Here is a 17,479-nt window from a genome sequence, read left to right as displayed (position 1 = left end):
GCGTGAACGACACATTGTGCAAGGATCACGTCATGCATCATGTGGTCACGATTGCCTGCCCTGGAACCTCGTTGTTCGACGCGGGGATCCCGTCGCGAGTGTTCGGCGCGGCCCGTACCGCAGACGATGATCCGGCCTACGACGTCACGATCGCGTCAGCTACGGGTACTGGACGGCTCCTGACCAAGGACGGCGTGTCGGTCGACCTGCCAGGAGTAGATCAGATCGATGAGGCTGACACTGTCGTGGTCGCCTCGAGCGACGCACTGCTCGACCCGGTTCTCCGTCGCGACATGGCATCCGCGCTGGCCCCCCTCCTGCTGCAGGGGCAGGCCGTGCGACCTGGTCTCCGTGTCGCTGCGGTCTGTTCGGGGGCATTCCTTCTGGGGGAACTGGGCCTGCTTGACCACCGGACGGCCACGACCCACTGGCGCCTGGCCGACCAGCTCGCCAAGCTGTTCCCTTCCATCCAGCTGCAAACGGAGTCGCTCTACATCGAGGACGACGGAGTTCTCACTTCGGGTGGAGTGGCTGCGGGCATAGACCTGTGCCTACACATGATCCGTCAGGACTGCGGAGTCCGGATCGCCAACGACGTCGCCCGCAGTTGTGTGGTGGCGCCCTTCAGAGAGGGCGGGCAGGCACAGTATGTCCAAACACCAGTGCACCACTCTGCGGACCCCTCGATGAACGACTTGGTCCACTGGTTGCTGGAGACACTCGACCAGCGCCACACGCTGGAAGACATCGCTCACCGGGGGCACATGAGCACCCGCACCTTTGAACGGCGCTTCCGCCGAGAGCACGGCACAAGCCCCGGACAGTGGCTGACAGCTGCACGTATCCAGCGAGCCAAAGAACTGCTCGAGTCCACAGACCTGCCCGTCGAGCGCATCGCCGAGCTCGTGGGCCTCGGCACGGCCAGCAACCTACGAACGCACTTCACCCGCTGCGTCGGACGAACGCCCCAGGCCTATCGCCGCTCCTTCACCGCTGGCAGCAATTCGATCAACGTCTCCGGTCAGTACACCTAGCCACCGCCCGAGCCGCGCAGATTCAGCGCCGCCGATGGCCGGACACCGTCCCGACAGGGGGTGGTTCCCGCGAGAATGGCCCCATGCCGAGCATCGACGCCCCAGCACCCGGGATCTTCCACCTCACCACCAGCACCGCGAGCGTGGTGCTCGGCGTTGGACCGGCCGCGCACCTGGAGTTGTGGTGGTTCGGCGACCCACTGCAGGGTGCCGAGGCGGACCAACTCCAGGCGCTGCGCCGCCGGTTCCGTTCCGTGGGCGGGGTGACCGTGAACCACGGCCGCACCCGTGATTCGGAGCTGGCGCTCAACCGGCAGCCGCTGGCATTCTCCACCCACGGCAAGGGCGACTTCCGCCAGCCCGCCCTCGGCATCCGGGGCCGGCGCAGCCTGGACCTGACCTACCGGGACCACAGGATCCACGACGGCACCCTCCCCGCGGACGGCCTGCCGGGCGCGGACGCCGAGCCCGGATCGCAGACCCTCGAGCTCACGCTGACCGACGACGTGGTCGGGGTGGCGGCGCGGGTGCGCTGGACCACTTTCCCGCTCAGCGGCGTCCTGACCCACCGCGTCGAATACCGCAACACCTCGGACGCGCCGCTCGTCCTTGACCGGGCGGCGTCGGTGCTGCTGGACCTCCCGGACCGCGGCTTCGACGTCGTCACCCTCGACGGCTGGTGGGCCGCCGAGGCGCTGCCCACCCGCACCCCGCTGGGTCACACGCGGATCACGAATGCCTCGGGCACCGGCTCCTCCAGCACCGAGCACAACCCCGGCACCCTGCTGCTGGAACGCGGCGCCACCGAGACCAGCGGCTGCGGCTACGGCTTCAACCTGCTCTGGTCCGGCAGCCACGCCACCACCTTCGAGGGTGGCCGGGGCGACGTGGTGCGCGTGGTCAGCGGCACCAACCCCGACGGCTTCGGCTGGGAGTTGGCTCCCGGGGAGGCGTTCACCACCCCGGAGGCGGTGCTCGCCTACTCGAACGAGGGCATTGGCGGCATCAGCCGTGCGATGCACCGCTTCGTAGACACCTGCATCGTCCCCGCCCACTGGCGCGGCCGGCCCCGCCCCGTGGTGCTGAACAACTGGGAGGGCACCTACTTCGACTTCGACACCCCCAACCTGCTGGAGATCGCCGAACGCGCGGCGGGGCTCGGGGTTGAGACGTTCGTCCTCGACGACGGCTGGTTCGGCCGCCGCGACGACGACACCAGCAGCCTGGGCGACTGGGTGGTAAACACCGACAAGCTCGACGGCGGCCTCGCCGCGGTGGCCGACGGCGTCACGGCGCTGGGCATGGGGTTCGGGCTCTGGTTCGAACCCGAGTGCGTCAACGAGGACTCTGACCTGTTCCGCGCCCACCCCGACTGGGCTGTCCGGCAGGAGGGACGGGCGCCGTCGGAGGGTCGCCACCAACTGCTCCTGGACCTCACCCGGCCGGAGGTGCGGGACCACATCGTGGCTGCGGTGGGCGCTGTCCTGGACCAGTACCCCATCTCGTTCGTGAAGTGGGACATGAACCGCCTCGTCAGCGACGCCTCCGCCGACGGCTTCCACCACCGCTACGTGCTGGGCCTCTACGACGTGCTGGGGCGGATCTTCGGGCCGCGGCCGGACGTGCTGCTGGAGAACTGCTCGTCGGGCGGCAACCGCTTCGACCTCGGCCTGCTGACCTTCGGACCCCAGGTGTGGGCCAGCGACTGCACGGACCCGGCCGAGCGGCTCGCCATCCAGCACGGCCTCGGGCTGCTCTACCCGCCGTCGACGATCAGCGCCCACGTGTCCGCCTCCCCCAACCACCAGACCGGGCGCGAGACCTCCATGGACTTCCGGTTCGCCGTCTCCGCCCCCTACGTGTTCGGTGCGGAACTGGATCCCAGCACGCTGGACGACGAGGAATCGGAACGGCTGGCTGCGGGCATCGCCTGGTACAAGCAGCACCGCGAGTTGCTGCAGTTCGGCGAGCACCACCGCGGCCAGGGGAGGGAGGGTCGCCACCAACTCTCGGTGATGACGGACGGGCGCGCCATCTCGTTCGAGTACAACGCGCGGATGCGGCCCGGGACGGAGGGGCCGTCGTGGCGGGTGCCGGGCCTTCTCCGGCGCGGTCCGGGCGCGCCGCGTGCTTGCAGCCGACGGTGACCCCGCCGTCGACGCCGTCCTCCCCGCCGCGGCGCTGGCGCACGGTGTTCCCGGGACTCCGCTGCTGGAGGGCGAGGCAGCGATCATCGAACTCACGACCCAGTTCCCCTGAGTTGAGGCGCGAGCCCCCCAGTTGCCCTCACTCGAAACCGCTGGTCGAGTAGGGCGCTCAGCGCCCGTGTCGAGACCACCGCGGCGTCGACGGCTCGGTCTCGACACGCTCGCAGAGCGAGCTACTCGACCAACGGTTTCCTGTCCCACGGCGCCACGGAGCGGCCTATCGACTGTGGTGAATGGTCAGGGCAGTTCGTACCGGCCGCGGTGGCAGCGCAGCTCGCCGCCGGAGCGCCACAGGTCCACCACCGCGCGTTGCAGCCGGGAATGGACCGGCAGGCCGGGGAGGAGTTCCGCCAGGCGGTCGCCGGAGCCGCGGGGGACGTCGAAGACGAAGAACAGCACCTCGCCGTCGCCGGGGGTGGAGTCCTCCAGCGCCCACAGCCGCGCGAACCGGGCAAGGTTGGACCCCGGCAGCAGGTCCCCCAACTGGGGATCGAGGAGCCAGGAGTTGCACACGGCTGCACGGAACGGTCCGAACTCGGGGTGGGCGGCGTCCATCACCTCACGGGCCCGGCGGAACGACTCTGCGACGACGTCGGGTGCCAGCGGTCCGCCGGCGGGGACATGGGTGTTCAGGACGTACTCGCCGCGCGCCTCGTCGTGGGCGAGCTCGAACTGCAGGCGGCCGACGTTTGCGAACCCGCCGCGGTAGACGGTCTCCACCCACGCGGCGTCCTGGAAGCCGGCGTGGCCGCGGACGCGTCGGGTCTTGTTGGTCTGGCGGCCGATCTCGGCGAGGGTGGCGGCGCGCACGTCGGCGGGCAGGCCGCGCGAGCGCAGGTCACCGTCAACGTCGTCGCTGACGTCGAGCAGCGCCAGCAGTGGGACCGAGCCCAGGGCGCTGCCGATCTGGAAGTCGGCCGCCTCGAAGACGCTGCCCCGCTCGAGCAGGCTCCCGACCTGGGCCCGCAGGGCGGCGGCGAGTTCAGCCCGACGGGGGTGCTCCCACACCGCTTGCAGGTGCGGGACGAGATCCGCGACGTCCTCGTCGCGGACGCCGACGGCGCGCAACCGCTGCCCGAGTTCTGCTTCCACCCCGACAGCCTCCCACGCCGACGACGGGTCAGGCCGGTTCCGGCTCGACGAAGCGCTCACGACAGTCGTCGATGATGGGCTTGGTGATCATCAGCAGAAACGCGGCCAACAGGGAACCGGCCAGCGCGGCCACCCAGTCGGAGCCGAACGCGATGATGGCCACCACCACCACGCGACGCCGAGGGCCGCGGGCGGCCAGCAGGAAACAGAGCTCGATGACGAGGAACCAGTAGATCACCCCGGTGACACGGCCGAAAGGCGTGTTGCGGGGATCTGTCGGGTCCACCCGGGACTGGCTCACCCGTCCATCCTCCCTCACGTCGCCGCGGTCCGGGCGGCCGGGGTGGCCTCGAGCACCACCACGGCCGTCGGCGGCAGGGTCAGAATCTGGCCCTGTTCGTCCACGGCGGATTCCTTGATGCTCATACGCTCCCTTGCGTGCGTTCCCTGACTCAGTCCGAAACTTTTCGGTGCGATGTGAAGTCGTGTCGACCGCAACCGGTGCCACCGGGGTCTTGTCAACGGTCGGGACCAAATTGTTATCTTTCAGTCGAAATTACGCAACGATTCTGGCACGGGCGCAACTGGACGCGGAGTTTCGCGCCGTTTTCGATCCGCGGCCGGACTGCAAACACTCACTGCGGCACGGTTGCCATCGCAGGTGGCATCCGTGCCGCAGTTGGCGTTTGCAGGTGGCCGGGGAAGACGACGACCCCCGCCCCAGCTGCTGCCGGGACCGGGGTCGGGGATTGGGATCGGGAAGGGAGGGCTCAGGCCTCCCAGCGGAACAGTCTCACCGCCAGCGGGAACGCGACCACGGCGTAGCCCACCACCACGGCCAGCTCGAACCACGGCACGCCCGTACCGAACCAGGCCTGGTTGAGCGCGATGCTGGCCGCCCCCAGCGGGGTCCAGGACGCGATGGTTGCGACGAGGTCGGGCATCATCTCCAGCGGCATCCACATGCCGGCGAAGAACAGCATCGGGAAGTAGACGAGCGTCCCGATTGCCGACGCGGTGGACGCCTTGGGCGCGAGCCCCGCGATGATCATGCCGATGGAGAACATCGCGACGGTGGCCAGCACCAGCACGAGCAGCAGCAAGGGCCAGTTGTCCGGGATCCGGAGGTCGAAGGCGACCATGCCGGCGGCCATGGCCAGGACCACCGCCGCCACCAGTGCCGTCCCGCTGACGAGCATGTGGGAGAACAGCACCCCGCCCGGGCGCATCGGCGTGGTGGACAGGCGCTTGAAGATCCCCTGCTCGCGGTAGCCGGCGACGAACGACGGCAGCGTCACCAGCGCCGTCGTCGCGATGGCGGTGGCGAGCACCACGGGTCCCCAGAGGTGGACGACGCGCACGTCCTCGAGGCCGGGCACTCCCGTGACCAGGTCCTGGGCACCCGGGATCAGGTAGCCGATGCCGAGCAGGACGACGGTGGGGAACGCGAGCGCGAAGAACACGGCTCCCGGGTCCCGCAGGAAGAGTTTGAACTCGGTTCCCGCGAGGGTGCCGAGGCCACGGCTGGGCATGTGGCTGATGGTTGCGGCGGTCATGTCAGGGCTCCTTCACTGATGGGGGTCCCGACCAGGTCGAGGAACAAGTCCTCGAGGTTGCGACCGGTGGTGGCGATGTCGTCGGGGACGACGTCGTGGCGGGCGAGTTCCAGGACGACTGCGGGCAGCACCTTCCGGCTGCCGGTCACCGCCAACTCGTTGCCGTCGAGCTCGACCACCTCTGTGACCTCGGGCAGGGCCCGCAGGGTCGCGACGTCCACCCGCTCAGGGGTGGTCATCCGGAAGCTGCGGCGCTGCTCGTCGCCGGCGGTGAGCGCGGCGGGGGTGCCGTCGGCCACCACACGGCCGCCGTCGATCACGATCACCCTGTCACTGAGGTGTTCGGCCTCGTCCATGAAGTGGGTGACCAGCAGGATGGTGACGCCGCTGCGGCGCACCTTCTCCACCAGTTCCCACGTCTCGCGCCGAGCCTGGGGGTCCAGGCCGGTGGTGAGCTCGTCGAGGATGGCGATGCGGGGGTTGCCCACCAGTGCGAGCGCGATGGACAGCCGCTGCTGCAGGCCGCCGGAGAGGCCGTCGAACTTCTTGCGACGGTGCTGGACCAGGCCGAGCATGCCCAGCAGTTCCTCGATGTCGGCCGGATCGGAGTAGAAGGACGCGTACAGGCGCATCGCCTCGTCGACGGTGATCTTGGGCGGCAGCTTGGCCTGCTGCAGTTGGATGCCGACGTGTTCGCGGATGCGTTCCGGGTGGGTCTGCGGGTCCTGCCCGAGCACCCGGATGCTGCCGCCGTCGGCGGTGCGCAGGCCGGCGAGCGCCTCCACCGTGGTGGTCTTGCCGGCGCCGTTGCGGCCCAGGATGGCGACGATCTCGCCGGGGTGGACGTCGAAGGAGACGTCCTGGACGGCGACGACGTCGCCGTAGGTCTTGCGGAGGTTGCGGACCTCGATGATGGGTTGCATGTCAGGTCTCCATTCGTGAGATGCGGACGTTGCGGACGAGCAGTGCGAAGGCGGCCGCCGCGGCGACGACCAGGGCTGCGGCCAGGACGGCGCCGAGGGTGTCGTTGACGAGCCAGGCCTGGTCCCCGGTGCCCCAGGTGCTGAGGCCGAGGACCACGAGCAGCGGGGCGAGGGAGATCGGCAGCATCAGGGTTCCCCGCCAGCCGCCGAAGCGGTAGAAGCAGATGCCGAGCAGGAGTCCGGAGACGCCGCCGGCGAGGGTGCCGATCGAGTAGTCGAGCAGGACCACGCCGAAGCCCTGCTCCCAGAGGCCGGGGACGAACTCGCCCTTCCCGGCGGTGTCGTGCTCCCAGCCCATGGCGGCGTAGAACGCGCCCTCGAGGAAGAGCACGACAGCCGTGGTGACGGAGTGCAGCAGGGCGTTAGCGGCCACCGCCACGAGCGAGCCGACGGTGAACGAGCGGCGGGTGAGGCCGTTGGCGACGTGCGGCGTGAGGTAGCCGGTTGGCACGATGATGGCCAGGGCGAACACGAACCAGAACAGCGGCCCGTTGCGCACGAACTGGGCGATGGACAGGTCCACGGTCCCCAGCCGGTCCACGATGACGATCGCCGCGACGATCCCCACCAGGAGAATGGCCCAGACCACGGCGTACAGGTAGAGGTAGATCCGCAGTTGGCGGCGGGCGGTGCCCACCCAGCGCGGCCGCGAGGGACTGCTAGGGCGGGAGGCGGCGGTGGCGGTCATGCGTCCTCCTTCTCGGTGAGTGCGATGAACAGGTCCTGGATGGGAACGGCGCCGACGTCGAGTCCCGCGGCCCGCAGCTGCGCCACCGTCGCGGGCTCGGGTGCGCCGAGGACCGTGGTCTCCTTGGTGGGACCGAGGCTGCGCTCGCTCAGCACGTGCATGCCGGCGACGGCGGCGTCCACCTGCGCGGCGGGGCCGGTGATGGTGGCGCCCTGGGTGCGGGCGGTGTCCGCGTCGGTGTCCAGGATCGCGGCGCCGTCGTCGAGGACGATGACGTTCTCGAAGAGCTGCTCCACCTCGCTGATCAGGTGGCTGGACAACACGATGGTGCGGGGGTGCTCCACGTAGTCGGCAAGCAGGAAGTCGTAGAACTTGCGGCGCGACGGGGCGTCCATGCCGAGGTAGACCTCGTCGAACATGGTCACGGGTGCCCGCGAAGCGAGGCCCACCGTCGCCCCGAGCGCGGAACGCTGGCCGCGCGAGAGCTTGTTGGGCGCCTTCTTGAGGTCGATCCGGAAGGCGTCGCAGAGCTGCTCGGCGAAGCCGCGGTCCCAGTTGGGGCGGACGTCGCCGACGAAGTCCAGGGTGACCTTGGCCTTCTCGTCGGCCAGCACGTCGCCGCTCTCGCGGATCAGGCAGACGCTCTCCATCAGGTGGGTGTCCTCGTAGGGGTCCCGACCGTGGACGAGCACCTGGCCGCCGGTCGGCTTCAGGAGGGAAGCGATGGCTGACAGCATCGTCGTCTTGCCGGAGCCGTTGCGGCCCAGCAGGCCGGTGATGGTGTCGGCCGCGATCCGCACGTGCACGTCGTTCACGGCGCGGGTGCGGCCGTAGTCCACGGTGAGGCCGCGCAGTTCGACGTCGTATCCGGTCATGACTGGTCCTCCTTGCGGATGTGCTCGATCAGTTCGGCCTCGGAGATGCCGAGCATCCGGGCCTCGGCGAGGACCGCGTCGAGGCGGTCGGTGAAGAATGCGCCGCGGCGCTGCTCGCGCAGGCGCTCACTGGCTCCGTCGGAGACGAACATTCCAACTCCTCGTTGCTTGTGGATGACTTGCTCGTCCACCAGCAGCGCGAAGGCCTTCGCGGCGGTGGCCGGGTTGATGCGGTAGGTGGTGGCGAACTGCGTGGTGCTCATGACCTGGTCGCCCTCGGCGAGGGCGCCACTGAGCACCTGGTTGCGCAGGTACTCGGCGATCTGCAGGTAGATCGGCTCAGTGCCGTCGAACATCGCTCACCTCGGTTCTGTGGTTCATTACTTGACTAATGAACCACAGAACCAACGGGATTGCAAGGGTTAGGGGGCAGGAGCTACCTGAAACCCTTCCCGCTACCGCCAGGGCGGTGGGCGTTCAGGGTTGGCGGTAGCGTCGCGGGAACGGGTGGCGACGAGGGCCGGTGCCGCGCAGGGCGGCGAAGCTCAGGCGGTCTCGGCGTCGCGACCGTCGCCGACGACGTAGGCTTCGGACTGCAGCCGGAACAGCTCGGCGTAGCGGCCGTCGGCGGCGAGCAGCGCGTCGTGGCTGCCCTCCTCCACAACCTCGCCCTCGCTGAGGACGTAGATCCGATCCGCGCCGCGGACGGTGGAGAACCGGTGGGAGATGAACAGTGCGGTGCGGCCCTGGAGCGCCTCGCGGAGGGTGGAGAAGAGCTCGTGCTCGGCGCGGGGGTCGAGCGCGGCGGAGGGCTCGTCGAGAATCACGAGGGGCGCGTCGCGGTAGAAGGACCGCGCCAGCGCCACCCGCTGCCACTGCCCCCCGGAGAGCTCGCGGCCGCCCTTGAACATGCGGCTGAGGATGGTGTCGTAGCCCTGGGGCAGGGACTCCAGCGCCGACGTCGCACCCGCGGCCGCGGCGGCCTGCCGGATCCGGACCTCGTCTGCCGGCTCGTCAACCCGGCCGACGCTGATGTTCTCCCGCGCCGGCAGGGCGTAGCGGACGAAGTCCTGGAAGACGACGGTGATGCGCTCGCGCAGGCTGGAGGGCCGGAACTCGCCGATCTCGCGGTCGTCCCAGCGGATGGTGCCGGAGTCGGGCTCGTAGAGCCCCGCCAGCAGCTTGGCGAGGGTGGTCTTGCCGGAGCCGTTCTCCCCCACCAGCGCCACCACCTCGCCGGCGCGCAGCCGGATGTCGACCCCCTTGAGCGCTTCGCTGTCCGATCCCGGGTAGCGGAAGCGCACGTCGCTGGCCTCGATCTGCCGGAAGCCCGACGGCGCCTCGTCGCCCGTGTCCTCCTCCCGCGCGGTCTCGCCGAGGGCGAGGAAGCCGTTGAGGTCGTCGAGGAACAGGCCGGACTCGAAGATGGTCTGGACGCCGCGGAACAGGGACTGGACCTGCGTGGCGAGCATCCGGATGGCGACGATGGCAGCGCCGGCCCCGGCGACGCCGATGTCGCCCCGGCTGATCAGCCACACCAGCACCAGCAGCGTCGCCACCAGCACCAGCGCCGAGCCGAGCTGGCCGATCACCGTCAGGACGGTGCGGCGTCGGACGTGGCGGCCCAGGTCGTCGACGTAGCTGCCGTAGTGCTCGTCGAAGCGGCGCAGCAGCCACGGCGCCAGCCCGAAGGCCCGCACCTCCTTCGCCTCGTCACGTCCGGTCTGGAGGATGGTGAAGTACTGCCGCCAGCGCAGGGAGACGGTCTGGCGCACGGAGAACTCGAACTCGAGGCGGGACTCGCGGCGGCTGGTGAGCAGGATCGGGATGCCGCCGATGATGACCAGCGGCAGCAGCAGCGGTGAGACGCTGACCAGTGCGATTCCCACGCCGACGGAGGCCGCGAGCGCCCCCACCATGCCGAGCAGCCCCTGCGTCACTTGGTAGGGCCGCGACATCGCGTTGGTCTGGACCCGGTTCAGTCGGTTGTAGAAGTCGGGGTTCTCGAAGTGGCGCAGCCCAACGCCGGTGGCCACCCCCAGCACGCGGTGCCACATGGAGCGCGAGACCAGTTCGGCCAACAGCCGCTGCACCTGGCCCTGCGTGCCGGTGGCGATCATGGACACGGCGGTGAGCCCCGCGAGCAGGAGCGCGGGCCCCACCACGGCGTCGACGCCGCCGTCGCCGAGGATCGCGTTCAGCACCGACTGCACTGCGAGCACCTGCCCCGCGAGCGCTGCCGCCGCCACGAGTTGGAGCACCACGAGCGCGAGGAACAGTGACCGCCCCGAGGACCAAACCAGCTGGAGGCTCGTCCGCACCAGACCCGTCAGCCGGCCCAGCGACTTGCGCTCCTGGCGCGCGGCCACCCGCAGCGCAACGGAGTCCACCCGTTCCTCGTCCATGAACCCCCCGATTCAGACCGATCACCGGCGTCCTGACCCCATCGCCAGAACCCGTGGGGTCCATTTAACCGCTGATCCGGACGCCGTGGGGCCAATGCCACTACGGTTTGGGCTGTGACGCACGATTCCTTGGGGGAGGAGCGGCAGTGATGCGACGGAGCAGGGTTCAGCAAGGCGTGGACCGGGCCCTGGTCGACGTGTGCCGCGGGACGCCCCCGGTTCTGCCGGAAGGTCCCGGCGTGGTCGACGAGGTGGTCGCCGGCGCGCGCTACCACCGGATCGCACCCCTGGCCCACGTCGCGTTGCGTGACTCCGCACCCGAGGCGGCGGCGGCCCTGAAGGAGGACCGCGCCAAGGCACTGATGAACCACCTGCGCACCTCGGCGCTCCTCGGCGGGGTGGCGGGCGCCATCGACGGGATCGACTGGCTGGCGTTCAAGGGTCCGATGCTGTCCGAGTTCGCCCACCCCGTTCCCGGACTGCGCTTCTACAAGGACCTGGACCTGCTCGTGGCACCGGGCCAGTTCCGGGAGACCTGCAACCGGTTGATCGATGGCGGTTGGCGGATCATCCTCAGTGACGAGTCCCTGCTCAGCCACGAGCTCCCCGGTGAGGTGGCGCTCGTGAACGAGGCCGGGGTGGTGATGGACCTGCACTGGTCCATGGTGGTGATGCGCAGCGTCCGGCGCCGCTTCGACGTCACGGCCGAGGCCCTGCTGTCCCGACGGATCCCCGTCGCCATCGGGCCCGCGAAGCTGTGGGCCCTGTCCCCCGCCGACGCCCTGGTGCACGTCTGCCAGCACGCCGCCCTGATCGGCGCCACCAAACTCGGACACGTGCTGGACGCGGACCAGTTGGCGCGGCAGGTCTCCGACTGGGACGACGTCGTCGAGAAGGCGGAGGCATGGGGCGCCGGGGTACAGGTGGCCGCGGTGCTCGGGAGGGGAGCGCGCCTCCTGGGCACTCCCGTCCCCGCGGAGTTGGAGCGACGCCTCGGGCTGGGCCCGGGAATGCGCAGGCTGCTGGCCGCGGTGGATGGGCGTTGGCCCATCCAGACCCTGCGGCAGGACGCGTCCTGGGTGAGGCTCGTGACGAGGGCGCTGCGTCCCGGGCTGCTGGGGACGGCCGGCACCATCGTCGGACGGGCCGCGCACGGCTCCCTCAACCGGCTGCGACGGGCGAAGGCGCAGGGCCCGCGGGTACCGGCCTCGGCAGAGGTCATCGACACCTACCTGGAGCGGGTCGAGGCCACCCAGGCCGGTTGAGGCCGGCTTCAGTGCACCCCGACGGCGGTTCGGATCTGGGCGGCCACGTCGTCGGGGAACGGCGGCCCCCACGGCAGCCTGGCGATGAACACGGGCACCTTCTCGATCAGGTCACCCAACTGCTGGAAATGCCGCTCCAGGACCCGTTCGTCCTCCCACCCCAGCAGGCGCGGGAAGCGGGACAGCAGCAGGAACGACGTCATGGGGTCGCGCTGCTCGATCTGGGCGACGGTGCGTCCCGAGCGGTCCGGGGCAGGGATGATGATGGCCCTCAGCGGAAGGCTCTCAGTCAGCGACGGCGCGGCGGCGAGGGCGTCGCGGGCGTCACCCGTCACGCGGCGTCCAGGGGTGCTCGCGAACCGGTCGGACAGCTCTCCGGCGGACTTGCGGAGCCGCAGTTCCGTGGCTCCCAGCGCGCAGGTGGGCGGGGTGGCATCGAGGTCGAGGACGAGCAGGTCATCGGTGATCAGGCGGGCGCCGTCGGCGCACATCAGCGTCGCCGACGTCGACTTGCCCATCCCCGAGCCACCGACGAAGGCGACGGCCGAATCGCCCACCTGGACGGCGCTGGCGTGGAGCACTGCGTCACCGCGCATCGACAGGATGAAGGCCAGCACCGTGCCGCCCGCGAGGACGGCCGCGATGTCCGGGTCGGCATCGGGATACAGCCGGACCTCGGCCCGGCGCAGGTCCTTGGAGACGTGGACGTCGCAGGTGCTGTAGAACCGCAGCAGGTAGTCCGCCTCGGTCTCGGAGGCGGTGTAGTACTGGCGGTCCACCTGCAGGTGTAGCAGCACCCTCCCCGGGGGCGGGTCCTCCGTACGGGGAGCCGACGGCCCCATGACGATCTCGAGGTCCACGGGTGAGTCGTCGGGCAGGACCCGGTCCTGGTGAAGGGGCAACTCGGAGCGTACCGAGAGGCCGTAGAGCCGAATGATGGGATTCACCGCGCCCGCCCCCCGCTCGGTGGTGTGAGGTCCAGGTAGCTGGCGGCCGCTGCCAACGGATCCAGGATCCCCCCGGCGATGACCAACCAGGCGTGTGCCCTGACCTCCCCGTCGATCTTGGCGACGCCGACGTGCAGGACCGGACCCAGTCGACGCAGCCGCTGGCCGCTGACCAGGGCCTGGCGCAGGCACGTGTCCCCGAACGGCCAGTGCCGCAGCACGCGCCTGGTGGCCCGGACCTTCCGGCGCTCCCGAGGGGCCAGTGAGGCTTCTGCCCGGTCCCTCGGCGCGGCCTCCGGAGCCGGACTGTCGTGGCCGGCGAGGCGGATCCCCACCAGACGGGTGAGCCTTGGCAGGGGCACGACTCGCAGGCCGATCTCCACGGCCACGGCCACCCCGAGGGCAGCCAGTGTGGCGGGCAGTTCACGGACGAGGCGGCGCAGGTTCATCGCTGCCCGCCCTGGCTCGCCAGCCAAGCGCTGTGGAGCAGCATCCCGGTGGCCATCGTGGGTTGTTCGGAGAGCCAGACGCGGCGCAGGCCCTCGACGTCGACGTACTCGGGATCCACGCCCGTCCCGTCCCAGGTCTGGGCGAACTCGCGCGTGAACTGGCCGGCGTAGGCGTTGTTGAAGCTGGCCTTGGAAGTGCGCGAGAGCACGGCGTCGGGCAGGACGTCGGAGAACAGTGCCCGCATCGTCGCGGTCCTGCCGTTGAAACCCCAGCCCCCTCCGGCGCGGGCGAGCGCGGCGATGAAGCCGTGGTCGATCAGCGGGTCCAGCGTGCGCAGGCCATACACGTCCGCCTCGGCGGCCTGGTTGTGCGCCATCACGCCGAGGAAGCGCTGCCGGCTGATGAACCAGGTGGCCTCGTCGTAGCGGAGTGGTTCCAGCGTGGATTCGTCGGCCGTCGCTCGGGCGTGGGCCCGCAGCGCCTCGGGTGTGAGCCAGCGCGACTGCTTGCTGCTCAGCGTGCTCCGGCGGGACCGCAGCCGCCTGGCCGGGCGCGGCAGGAGCGCCACGGCCGCGAGCTTCAGGAGACCTCCGGTGGGGCGACGGCCCCGGCGCAGTACGGTCAGCGGGGTACTGCGCCGCAGCCCGAGGACGTAGTCGCCGCCCTCCCCGGTCATCAGGGAGCCGCCGTCGAGGTGCTGGTACATGGTGCCGTGGGTGTGGACGGCCGCCGGCCACACCACCCCACGCCGCGCCACGGCCTCCCGGGCGACGTCGCCCAGCAGGTCGGTCTCGTCGGCGGTGAAGTCGAGCCTGATCCATTCCTTGAGTCCGAGGTGGTCGATGACGCTGCGCTGCCACTCGGACTCCTGGGTCTCCGGGAGGTCCGGGTAGGACCGGGTCACCGGGATGGGCAGCGGATGGCCCTCGCGGCGGGCGAGCGCCGTGGCGGCCGCCAGCACCGCGGAGGAGTCCCTGCCTCCGGAGAAGGTCACGTGGCAGGGAGCGTCGAGCAGGGCGGGGCGGATCGCGTCGTCCAGCGCCTGACGCGGCGTGCGGGTCTCCTCGGGCAGGGGCGTGGCGGGAAGCAGACCATGCATCCAGCCGACTGCTTCCTCCAGCGGGGTGCTGCGGATGTAGGCATCGGTGGTGGTGTGCACTGGTCAACCTTCCTGGTCTGTCTGGATGGTTCTCGGGGGTCGCCGTTGCCCGGCGACCCCCGAGATCCCTGGTGCTCAGGAGAGCTCGCCGTAGCGAATGAAGTAGAAGAGGACGTCATCGCTGCCGTCCCAGCCTTCACCGAGCGTCATGTCCTTCAGCGAGCCGACGGTGGTCAGCTGCGGAGCTTCGTAAGTGGTCTGCATAGTGTTCACCTCCCCCAAGGTGTTCGTTACTGGCACGTCACGGACAACGACGACCGTGTCGCGTTCTCAATGGACGGGCTGCTCCTCGAGCAAGCCGCCGTCGCGAAGGGCCTGGACGAAACTGCGCACGTCGGCCTCCGCCTGGGTCTCACTGATGTCGTAGGCGCCCACGAGTGCGCGCACGAGTTCGCCGTCCGTGCGTTCGTCGGTGAGTTCCTTCATCAGCACAGCGCCGCTGGCGTTGGTGGTCAGGTACGTGGACGAGCGCAGGTCAAGAATGACCAGATCGCCATCGATCTCTCGCCACGTGATGTCGTTCGCGCGAAGTTTCATGTGCATCCCCCGATTACACATCGGCCCGTCGTCAGTACCGATGACCATGAGTGTAGGGGAGAACCGACACCCTTGTGAAGGGTTGTTCGGAAGAGATTTTCAGGCCGCGCAGGGGCTGAGATTTCTCAGCTTCAGGCGAACGGGCGGACCGCTCCCTCGATGAAACTTGAGGCAATTCTGAGGATTGCGTTTGGATTTCTCAGGATCGGGTGCTTATGCTTCCGGGGTCGGAACACGGAAGGCCCATCGATTCGCATGTTGAAGAAGCTCCTGATCGCCGCCACGGCCGCCCTCTTCGGGGTGGTTCTGGGGGTCGCGAACCCCGGAAGCGCGCAGACCGCACAGGCTGCGACCACCTCGGTCTACACCCAGCCCGGGGACCATCTCGTCAACGGTCGCTACTGGCGCACCGACTGCGAGATGTACTCCACCAACGTCGTGCGCTGCTCCACCGACATCTGGGCCAGCACCGTCGTCCTGCACAAGGGCCGCTACGTCGCCCACGACGGCTGGGTCTTCAACAACCTGACCTACCTCCCCTCCGATCGCTCCAACTGGGCCGGCAACCCGCTGGCCACCAACGGCGACTGGATCGACGAGAACGGGCGCCGCTGGCGCACCGAGTGCGACACCGCGCAGACCGGCCGCGGTGGCTGCCGCTCCTGGGCCGTCTCCAAGACGATCGAGACGGACAACGGCACGTTCGTCTCCGCCAAGGAGTGGGTCATCAACAACATGGTCCAGTTCGCCACCGCCTCCAAGCCGGCCGTGACCAGCATCCCCGCCGCGGCACCCGCCATCAGCGGCGTGCCCGTCGAGCAGCCGATCTCGTTGTCCCTCGCGGACACCGTCGTCGACGCCGCCCTGTCCAAGGTGGGCAGCAGCTACAGCTACGCCAGCTCCGGCCCCAACGCCTTCGACTGCTCCGGCCTGACCAGCTGGGCCTACCGCCAGGTGGGCATCACCCTGCCGCGCAGCTCCGGCTCCCAGGTCGCCGCCGGCACCCGCGTGTCCAAGTCCAACCTGCAGCCCGGCGACCTCGTGTTCTACTACTCCCCCATCAGCCACGTGGGCATCTACATCGGCGACGGCAAGATCGTCGACGCCGCCAACCGTCGCACCGGCGTCCGCGTCGCCAGCGTCGACTCGATGCCCTTCTCCGGAGCCGTCCGCGTCATCGGCTGACCCGCCCCCAAAGACCGCAGCGCTCGCACCAATCCCCCCGACGGTGCGGGCGCTGCTTCTCTCTCCCCGAAACTCCCTGGCGCGGCTCACCGTGGCCGGGTGGAGCGGACAGCTCCGTCTGCGGTGCCGTCCGCTCCAGCCACGTTCCCAACACGAATGGGTGGAGCGGACGGCTCCGTCTCCGGTGCTGTCCGCTCCCCCGACGGTCCGCTACTCGGCCGGGGCGTTGCGGGTGGGGTCGGCGACGAAGGCGGCCAGCTCGGCGGGATCGATCGCGTAGCCGTGCTCCGGGCCGGGGTAGGTGCCGGCGCGGACGTCGTCGGCGTAGCGGCGCACGCCGTCGGCCATGCGGGTGGCGAGGTCGTCGTAGGTCTTGACGAAGCGGGCGGAACCGCCCGAGGACATGCCCAGCAGGTCGTGCAGGACCAGCACCTGCCCGTCGGTGCCCGCTCCGGCGCCGATCCCGATCACGACGGCGTCCAGCCACGGCATGATCGCGTCGGCCACCTGGGACGGGATGGCCTCGAACACGATGCTGAAGCAGCCCGCCTCCTGCAGTGCGCGGGCCTCGTCGGCCACACGGCGGGCAGCCGCCGCGGTGCGACCCTGCGCCTTGTATCCGCCCAGCGCGGTGGCGGTCTGGGGCGTCAGGCCGACGTGGCCCATCACGGGGATGCCGGCCGCGACGATGGCACGCACCCGGGACACCGACATCGCCCCACCGCCCTCGAGCTTCACGGCGTCGACCCCGGCCTCCTTCACGAACCGCACCGCCGTCGTGACGGCCTGTTCGTCGCTGGTCTCGTAGGAGCCGAAGGGCAGGTCCGCCACCAGCAGCGGGGTGCGCAGGCCGCGTCGCACGGCGCCGGCGAGCACCAGCATCTCCTCGACGGTGACACCCACGGTGCTCTCGTGGCCCAGCACGGTCATGGCGCCCGAGTCTCCCACCAGGACGACGTCGACGCCGGCGGCCTCCGCCGCGAGGGCACCGGGGTAGTCGTAGGCGGTCACGACGACCACCTTCTCGCCGGCGGCCTTCATCGCGACCAGCGCGGGCAGGGTCATGCTGCGACGGGCGGGCGGGACGGCGGACACG

General features: G+C 70.0%; 19 protein-coding genes. 5 read left to right on the top strand and 14 right to left on the bottom strand.

Going from position 1 to position 17,479, the window contains the following annotated elements:
• Positions 1-2 precede the first annotated feature (2 nt).
• From ACYU7G_RS01965 to ACYU7G_RS01955, 3 genes are all read left to right on the top strand, one after another.
• The gene (locus tag ACYU7G_RS01965) at positions 3-1,034 is read left to right on the top strand and encodes a GlxA family transcriptional regulator (protein ID WP_461104216.1); all 1,032 of its coding nucleotides are present in this window, start codon (positions 3-5) and stop codon (positions 1,032-1,034) included.
• Positions 1,035-1,117: 83 nt separating this feature from the next.
• The gene (locus ACYU7G_RS01960; protein ID WP_461104214.1) at positions 1,118-3,181 is read left to right on the top strand and encodes an alpha-galactosidase; all 2,064 of its coding nucleotides are present in this window, start codon (positions 1,118-1,120) and stop codon (positions 3,179-3,181) included.
• The gene (locus ACYU7G_RS01955; protein ID WP_461104212.1) at positions 3,162-3,293 is read left to right on the top strand and encodes a hypothetical protein; all 132 of its coding nucleotides are present in this window, start codon (positions 3,162-3,164) and stop codon (positions 3,291-3,293) included. The genes ACYU7G_RS01960 and ACYU7G_RS01955 overlap by 20 nt, the downstream gene beginning before the upstream one ends.
• 185 nt (positions 3,294-3,478) lie before the next feature.
• On the opposite strand, the gene ACYU7G_RS01950 is transcribed toward ACYU7G_RS01955, so the two are convergent.
• From ACYU7G_RS01950 to ACYU7G_RS01915, 8 genes are all read right to left on the bottom strand, one after another.
• A complete protein-coding gene (locus ACYU7G_RS01950) occupies positions 3,479-4,333 on the bottom strand; it encodes an acyltransferase domain-containing protein (protein WP_461104210.1) in 855 nt (284 codons plus the stop codon).
• Positions 4,334-4,361: 28 nt separating this feature from the next.
• Positions 4,362-4,634: a hypothetical protein gene (locus ACYU7G_RS01945; protein ID WP_461104208.1), complete on the bottom strand. Its 273-nt coding sequence runs from the start codon at positions 4,632-4,634 to the stop codon at positions 4,362-4,364.
• A 469-nt stretch (positions 4,635-5,103) separates the two neighbouring features.
• The gene (locus ACYU7G_RS01940) at positions 5,104-5,889 is read right to left on the bottom strand and encodes an ABC transporter permease (protein ID WP_461104206.1); all 786 of its coding nucleotides are present in this window, start codon (positions 5,887-5,889) and stop codon (positions 5,104-5,106) included.
• The gene (locus tag ACYU7G_RS01935) at positions 5,886-6,812 is read right to left on the bottom strand and encodes an ABC transporter ATP-binding protein (RefSeq protein WP_461104204.1); all 927 of its coding nucleotides are present in this window, start codon (positions 6,810-6,812) and stop codon (positions 5,886-5,888) included. The genes ACYU7G_RS01940 and ACYU7G_RS01935 overlap by 4 nt, the downstream gene beginning before the upstream one ends.
• 1 nt (position 6,813) lies before the next feature.
• Positions 6,814-7,560: a hypothetical protein gene (locus ACYU7G_RS01930; RefSeq protein ID WP_461104202.1), complete on the bottom strand. Its 747-nt coding sequence runs from the start codon at positions 7,558-7,560 to the stop codon at positions 6,814-6,816.
• Positions 7,557-8,435 (bottom strand): ATP-binding cassette domain-containing protein, encoded by an 879-nt coding sequence (locus ACYU7G_RS01925; RefSeq protein WP_461104200.1) that lies wholly within the window; start codon positions 8,433-8,435, stop codon positions 7,557-7,559. The genes ACYU7G_RS01930 and ACYU7G_RS01925 overlap by 4 nt, the downstream gene beginning before the upstream one ends.
• Positions 8,432-8,791 carry a GntR family transcriptional regulator gene (locus tag ACYU7G_RS01920; RefSeq protein ID WP_461104198.1) on the bottom strand — a complete coding sequence of 120 codons (360 nt, stop codon included), beginning with the start codon at positions 8,789-8,791 and terminating at the stop codon, positions 8,432-8,434. Before ACYU7G_RS01920 ends, ACYU7G_RS01925 begins: the two co-directional genes overlap by 4 nt.
• 189 nt (positions 8,792-8,980) lie before the next feature.
• On the bottom strand, positions 8,981-10,840 hold the full coding sequence (locus ACYU7G_RS01915) for an ABC transporter ATP-binding protein (protein WP_461104196.1): 1,860 nt from the start codon (positions 10,838-10,840) through the stop codon (positions 8,981-8,983).
• Positions 10,841-10,989: 149 nt separating this feature from the next.
• Here ACYU7G_RS01915 and ACYU7G_RS01910 point away from each other — a divergent pair, with 149 nt between their 5' ends.
• Complete coding sequence (locus tag ACYU7G_RS01910) at positions 10,990-12,105, top strand: nucleotidyltransferase family protein (RefSeq protein ID WP_461104194.1); 1,116 nt, start codon at positions 10,990-10,992, stop codon at positions 12,103-12,105.
• 8 nt (positions 12,106-12,113) lie between these two features.
• Here ACYU7G_RS01910 and ACYU7G_RS01905 read toward each other — a convergent pair whose 3' ends face one another.
• The 5 genes from ACYU7G_RS01905 to ACYU7G_RS01885 form a co-directional block, all read right to left on the bottom strand.
• Entirely contained in the window at positions 12,114-13,052 is a 939-nt protein-coding gene (locus ACYU7G_RS01905; RefSeq protein ID WP_461104192.1) for a hypothetical protein, read from the bottom strand.
• Complete coding sequence (locus ACYU7G_RS01900) at positions 13,049-13,501, bottom strand: lasso peptide biosynthesis B2 protein (protein ID WP_461104190.1); 453 nt, start codon at positions 13,499-13,501, stop codon at positions 13,049-13,051. The genes ACYU7G_RS01905 and ACYU7G_RS01900 overlap by 4 nt, the downstream gene beginning before the upstream one ends.
• Entirely contained in the window at positions 13,498-14,661 is a 1,164-nt protein-coding gene (locus ACYU7G_RS01895; RefSeq protein ID WP_461104188.1) for an asparagine synthase-related protein, read from the bottom strand. The genes ACYU7G_RS01900 and ACYU7G_RS01895 overlap by 4 nt, the downstream gene beginning before the upstream one ends.
• Positions 14,662-14,736: 75 nt before the next feature.
• On the bottom strand, positions 14,737-14,865 hold the full coding sequence (locus ACYU7G_RS01890) for a lasso RiPP family leader peptide-containing protein (protein ID WP_461104186.1): 129 nt from the start codon (positions 14,863-14,865) through the stop codon (positions 14,737-14,739).
• Positions 14,866-14,931: 66 nt separating this feature from the next.
• Positions 14,932-15,198 carry a PqqD family protein gene (locus ACYU7G_RS01885; protein ID WP_461104184.1) on the bottom strand — a complete coding sequence of 89 codons (267 nt, stop codon included), beginning with the start codon at positions 15,196-15,198 and terminating at the stop codon, positions 14,932-14,934.
• Positions 15,199-15,453: 255 nt separating this feature from the next.
• Between ACYU7G_RS01885 and ACYU7G_RS01880 the strand changes: the two genes are divergently transcribed.
• Entirely contained in the window at positions 15,454-16,383 is a 930-nt protein-coding gene (locus ACYU7G_RS01880; RefSeq protein ID WP_461104182.1) for a C40 family peptidase, read from the top strand.
• A gap of 210 nt (positions 16,384-16,593) precedes the next feature.
• On the opposite strand, the gene panB is transcribed toward ACYU7G_RS01880, so the two are convergent.
• The gene (gene panB / locus ACYU7G_RS01875) at positions 16,594-17,478 is read right to left on the bottom strand and encodes a 3-methyl-2-oxobutanoate hydroxymethyltransferase (protein WP_461104180.1); all 885 of its coding nucleotides are present in this window, start codon (positions 17,476-17,478) and stop codon (positions 16,594-16,596) included.
• Position 17,479 lies beyond the last annotated feature (1 nt).

This window comes from Tessaracoccus terricola, assembly GCF_054776555.1.
The sequence above is the reverse complement of the archived record's forward strand: the minus strand, read 5'-3'. Positions and strand labels throughout refer to the sequence as shown.

Excerpts from the sequence above, each read along its gene's own strand:
- ACYU7G_RS01960 (WP_461104214.1), top strand. The coding sequence starts at position 1,118 with ATGCCGAGCATCGACGCCCCAGCACCCGGGATCTTCCACCTCACCACC.
- ACYU7G_RS01940 (WP_461104206.1), bottom strand. The coding sequence starts at position 5,889 with ATGACCGCCGCAACCATCAGCCACATGCCCAGCCGTGGCCTCGGCACC.
- ACYU7G_RS01935 (WP_461104204.1), bottom strand. The coding sequence starts at position 6,812 with ATGCAACCCATCATCGAGGTCCGCAACCTCCGCAAGACCTACGGCGAC.
- ACYU7G_RS01930 (WP_461104202.1), bottom strand. The coding sequence starts at position 7,560 with ATGACCGCCACCGCCGCCTCCCGCCCTAGCAGTCCCTCGCGGCCGCGC.
- ACYU7G_RS01925 (WP_461104200.1), bottom strand. The coding sequence starts at position 8,435 with ATGACCGGATACGACGTCGAACTGCGCGGCCTCACCGTGGACTACGGC.
- ACYU7G_RS01920 (WP_461104198.1), bottom strand. The coding sequence starts at position 8,791 with ATGTTCGACGGCACTGAGCCGATCTACCTGCAGATCGCCGAGTACCTG.
- ACYU7G_RS01915 (WP_461104196.1), bottom strand. The coding sequence starts at position 10,840 with ATGGACGAGGAACGGGTGGACTCCGTTGCGCTGCGGGTGGCCGCGCGC.
- ACYU7G_RS01910 (WP_461104194.1), top strand. The coding sequence starts at position 10,990 with ATGCGACGGAGCAGGGTTCAGCAAGGCGTGGACCGGGCCCTGGTCGAC.
- ACYU7G_RS01900 (WP_461104190.1), bottom strand. The coding sequence starts at position 13,501 with ATGAACCTGCGCCGCCTCGTCCGTGAACTGCCCGCCACACTGGCTGCC.
- ACYU7G_RS01890 (WP_461104186.1), bottom strand. The coding sequence starts at position 14,865 with ATGCAGACCACTTACGAAGCTCCGCAGCTGACCACCGTCGGCTCGCTG.
- ACYU7G_RS01885 (WP_461104184.1), bottom strand. The coding sequence starts at position 15,198 with ATGAAACTTCGCGCGAACGACATCACGTGGCGAGAGATCGATGGCGAT.
- ACYU7G_RS01880 (WP_461104182.1), top strand. The coding sequence starts at position 15,454 with ATGTTGAAGAAGCTCCTGATCGCCGCCACGGCCGCCCTCTTCGGGGTG.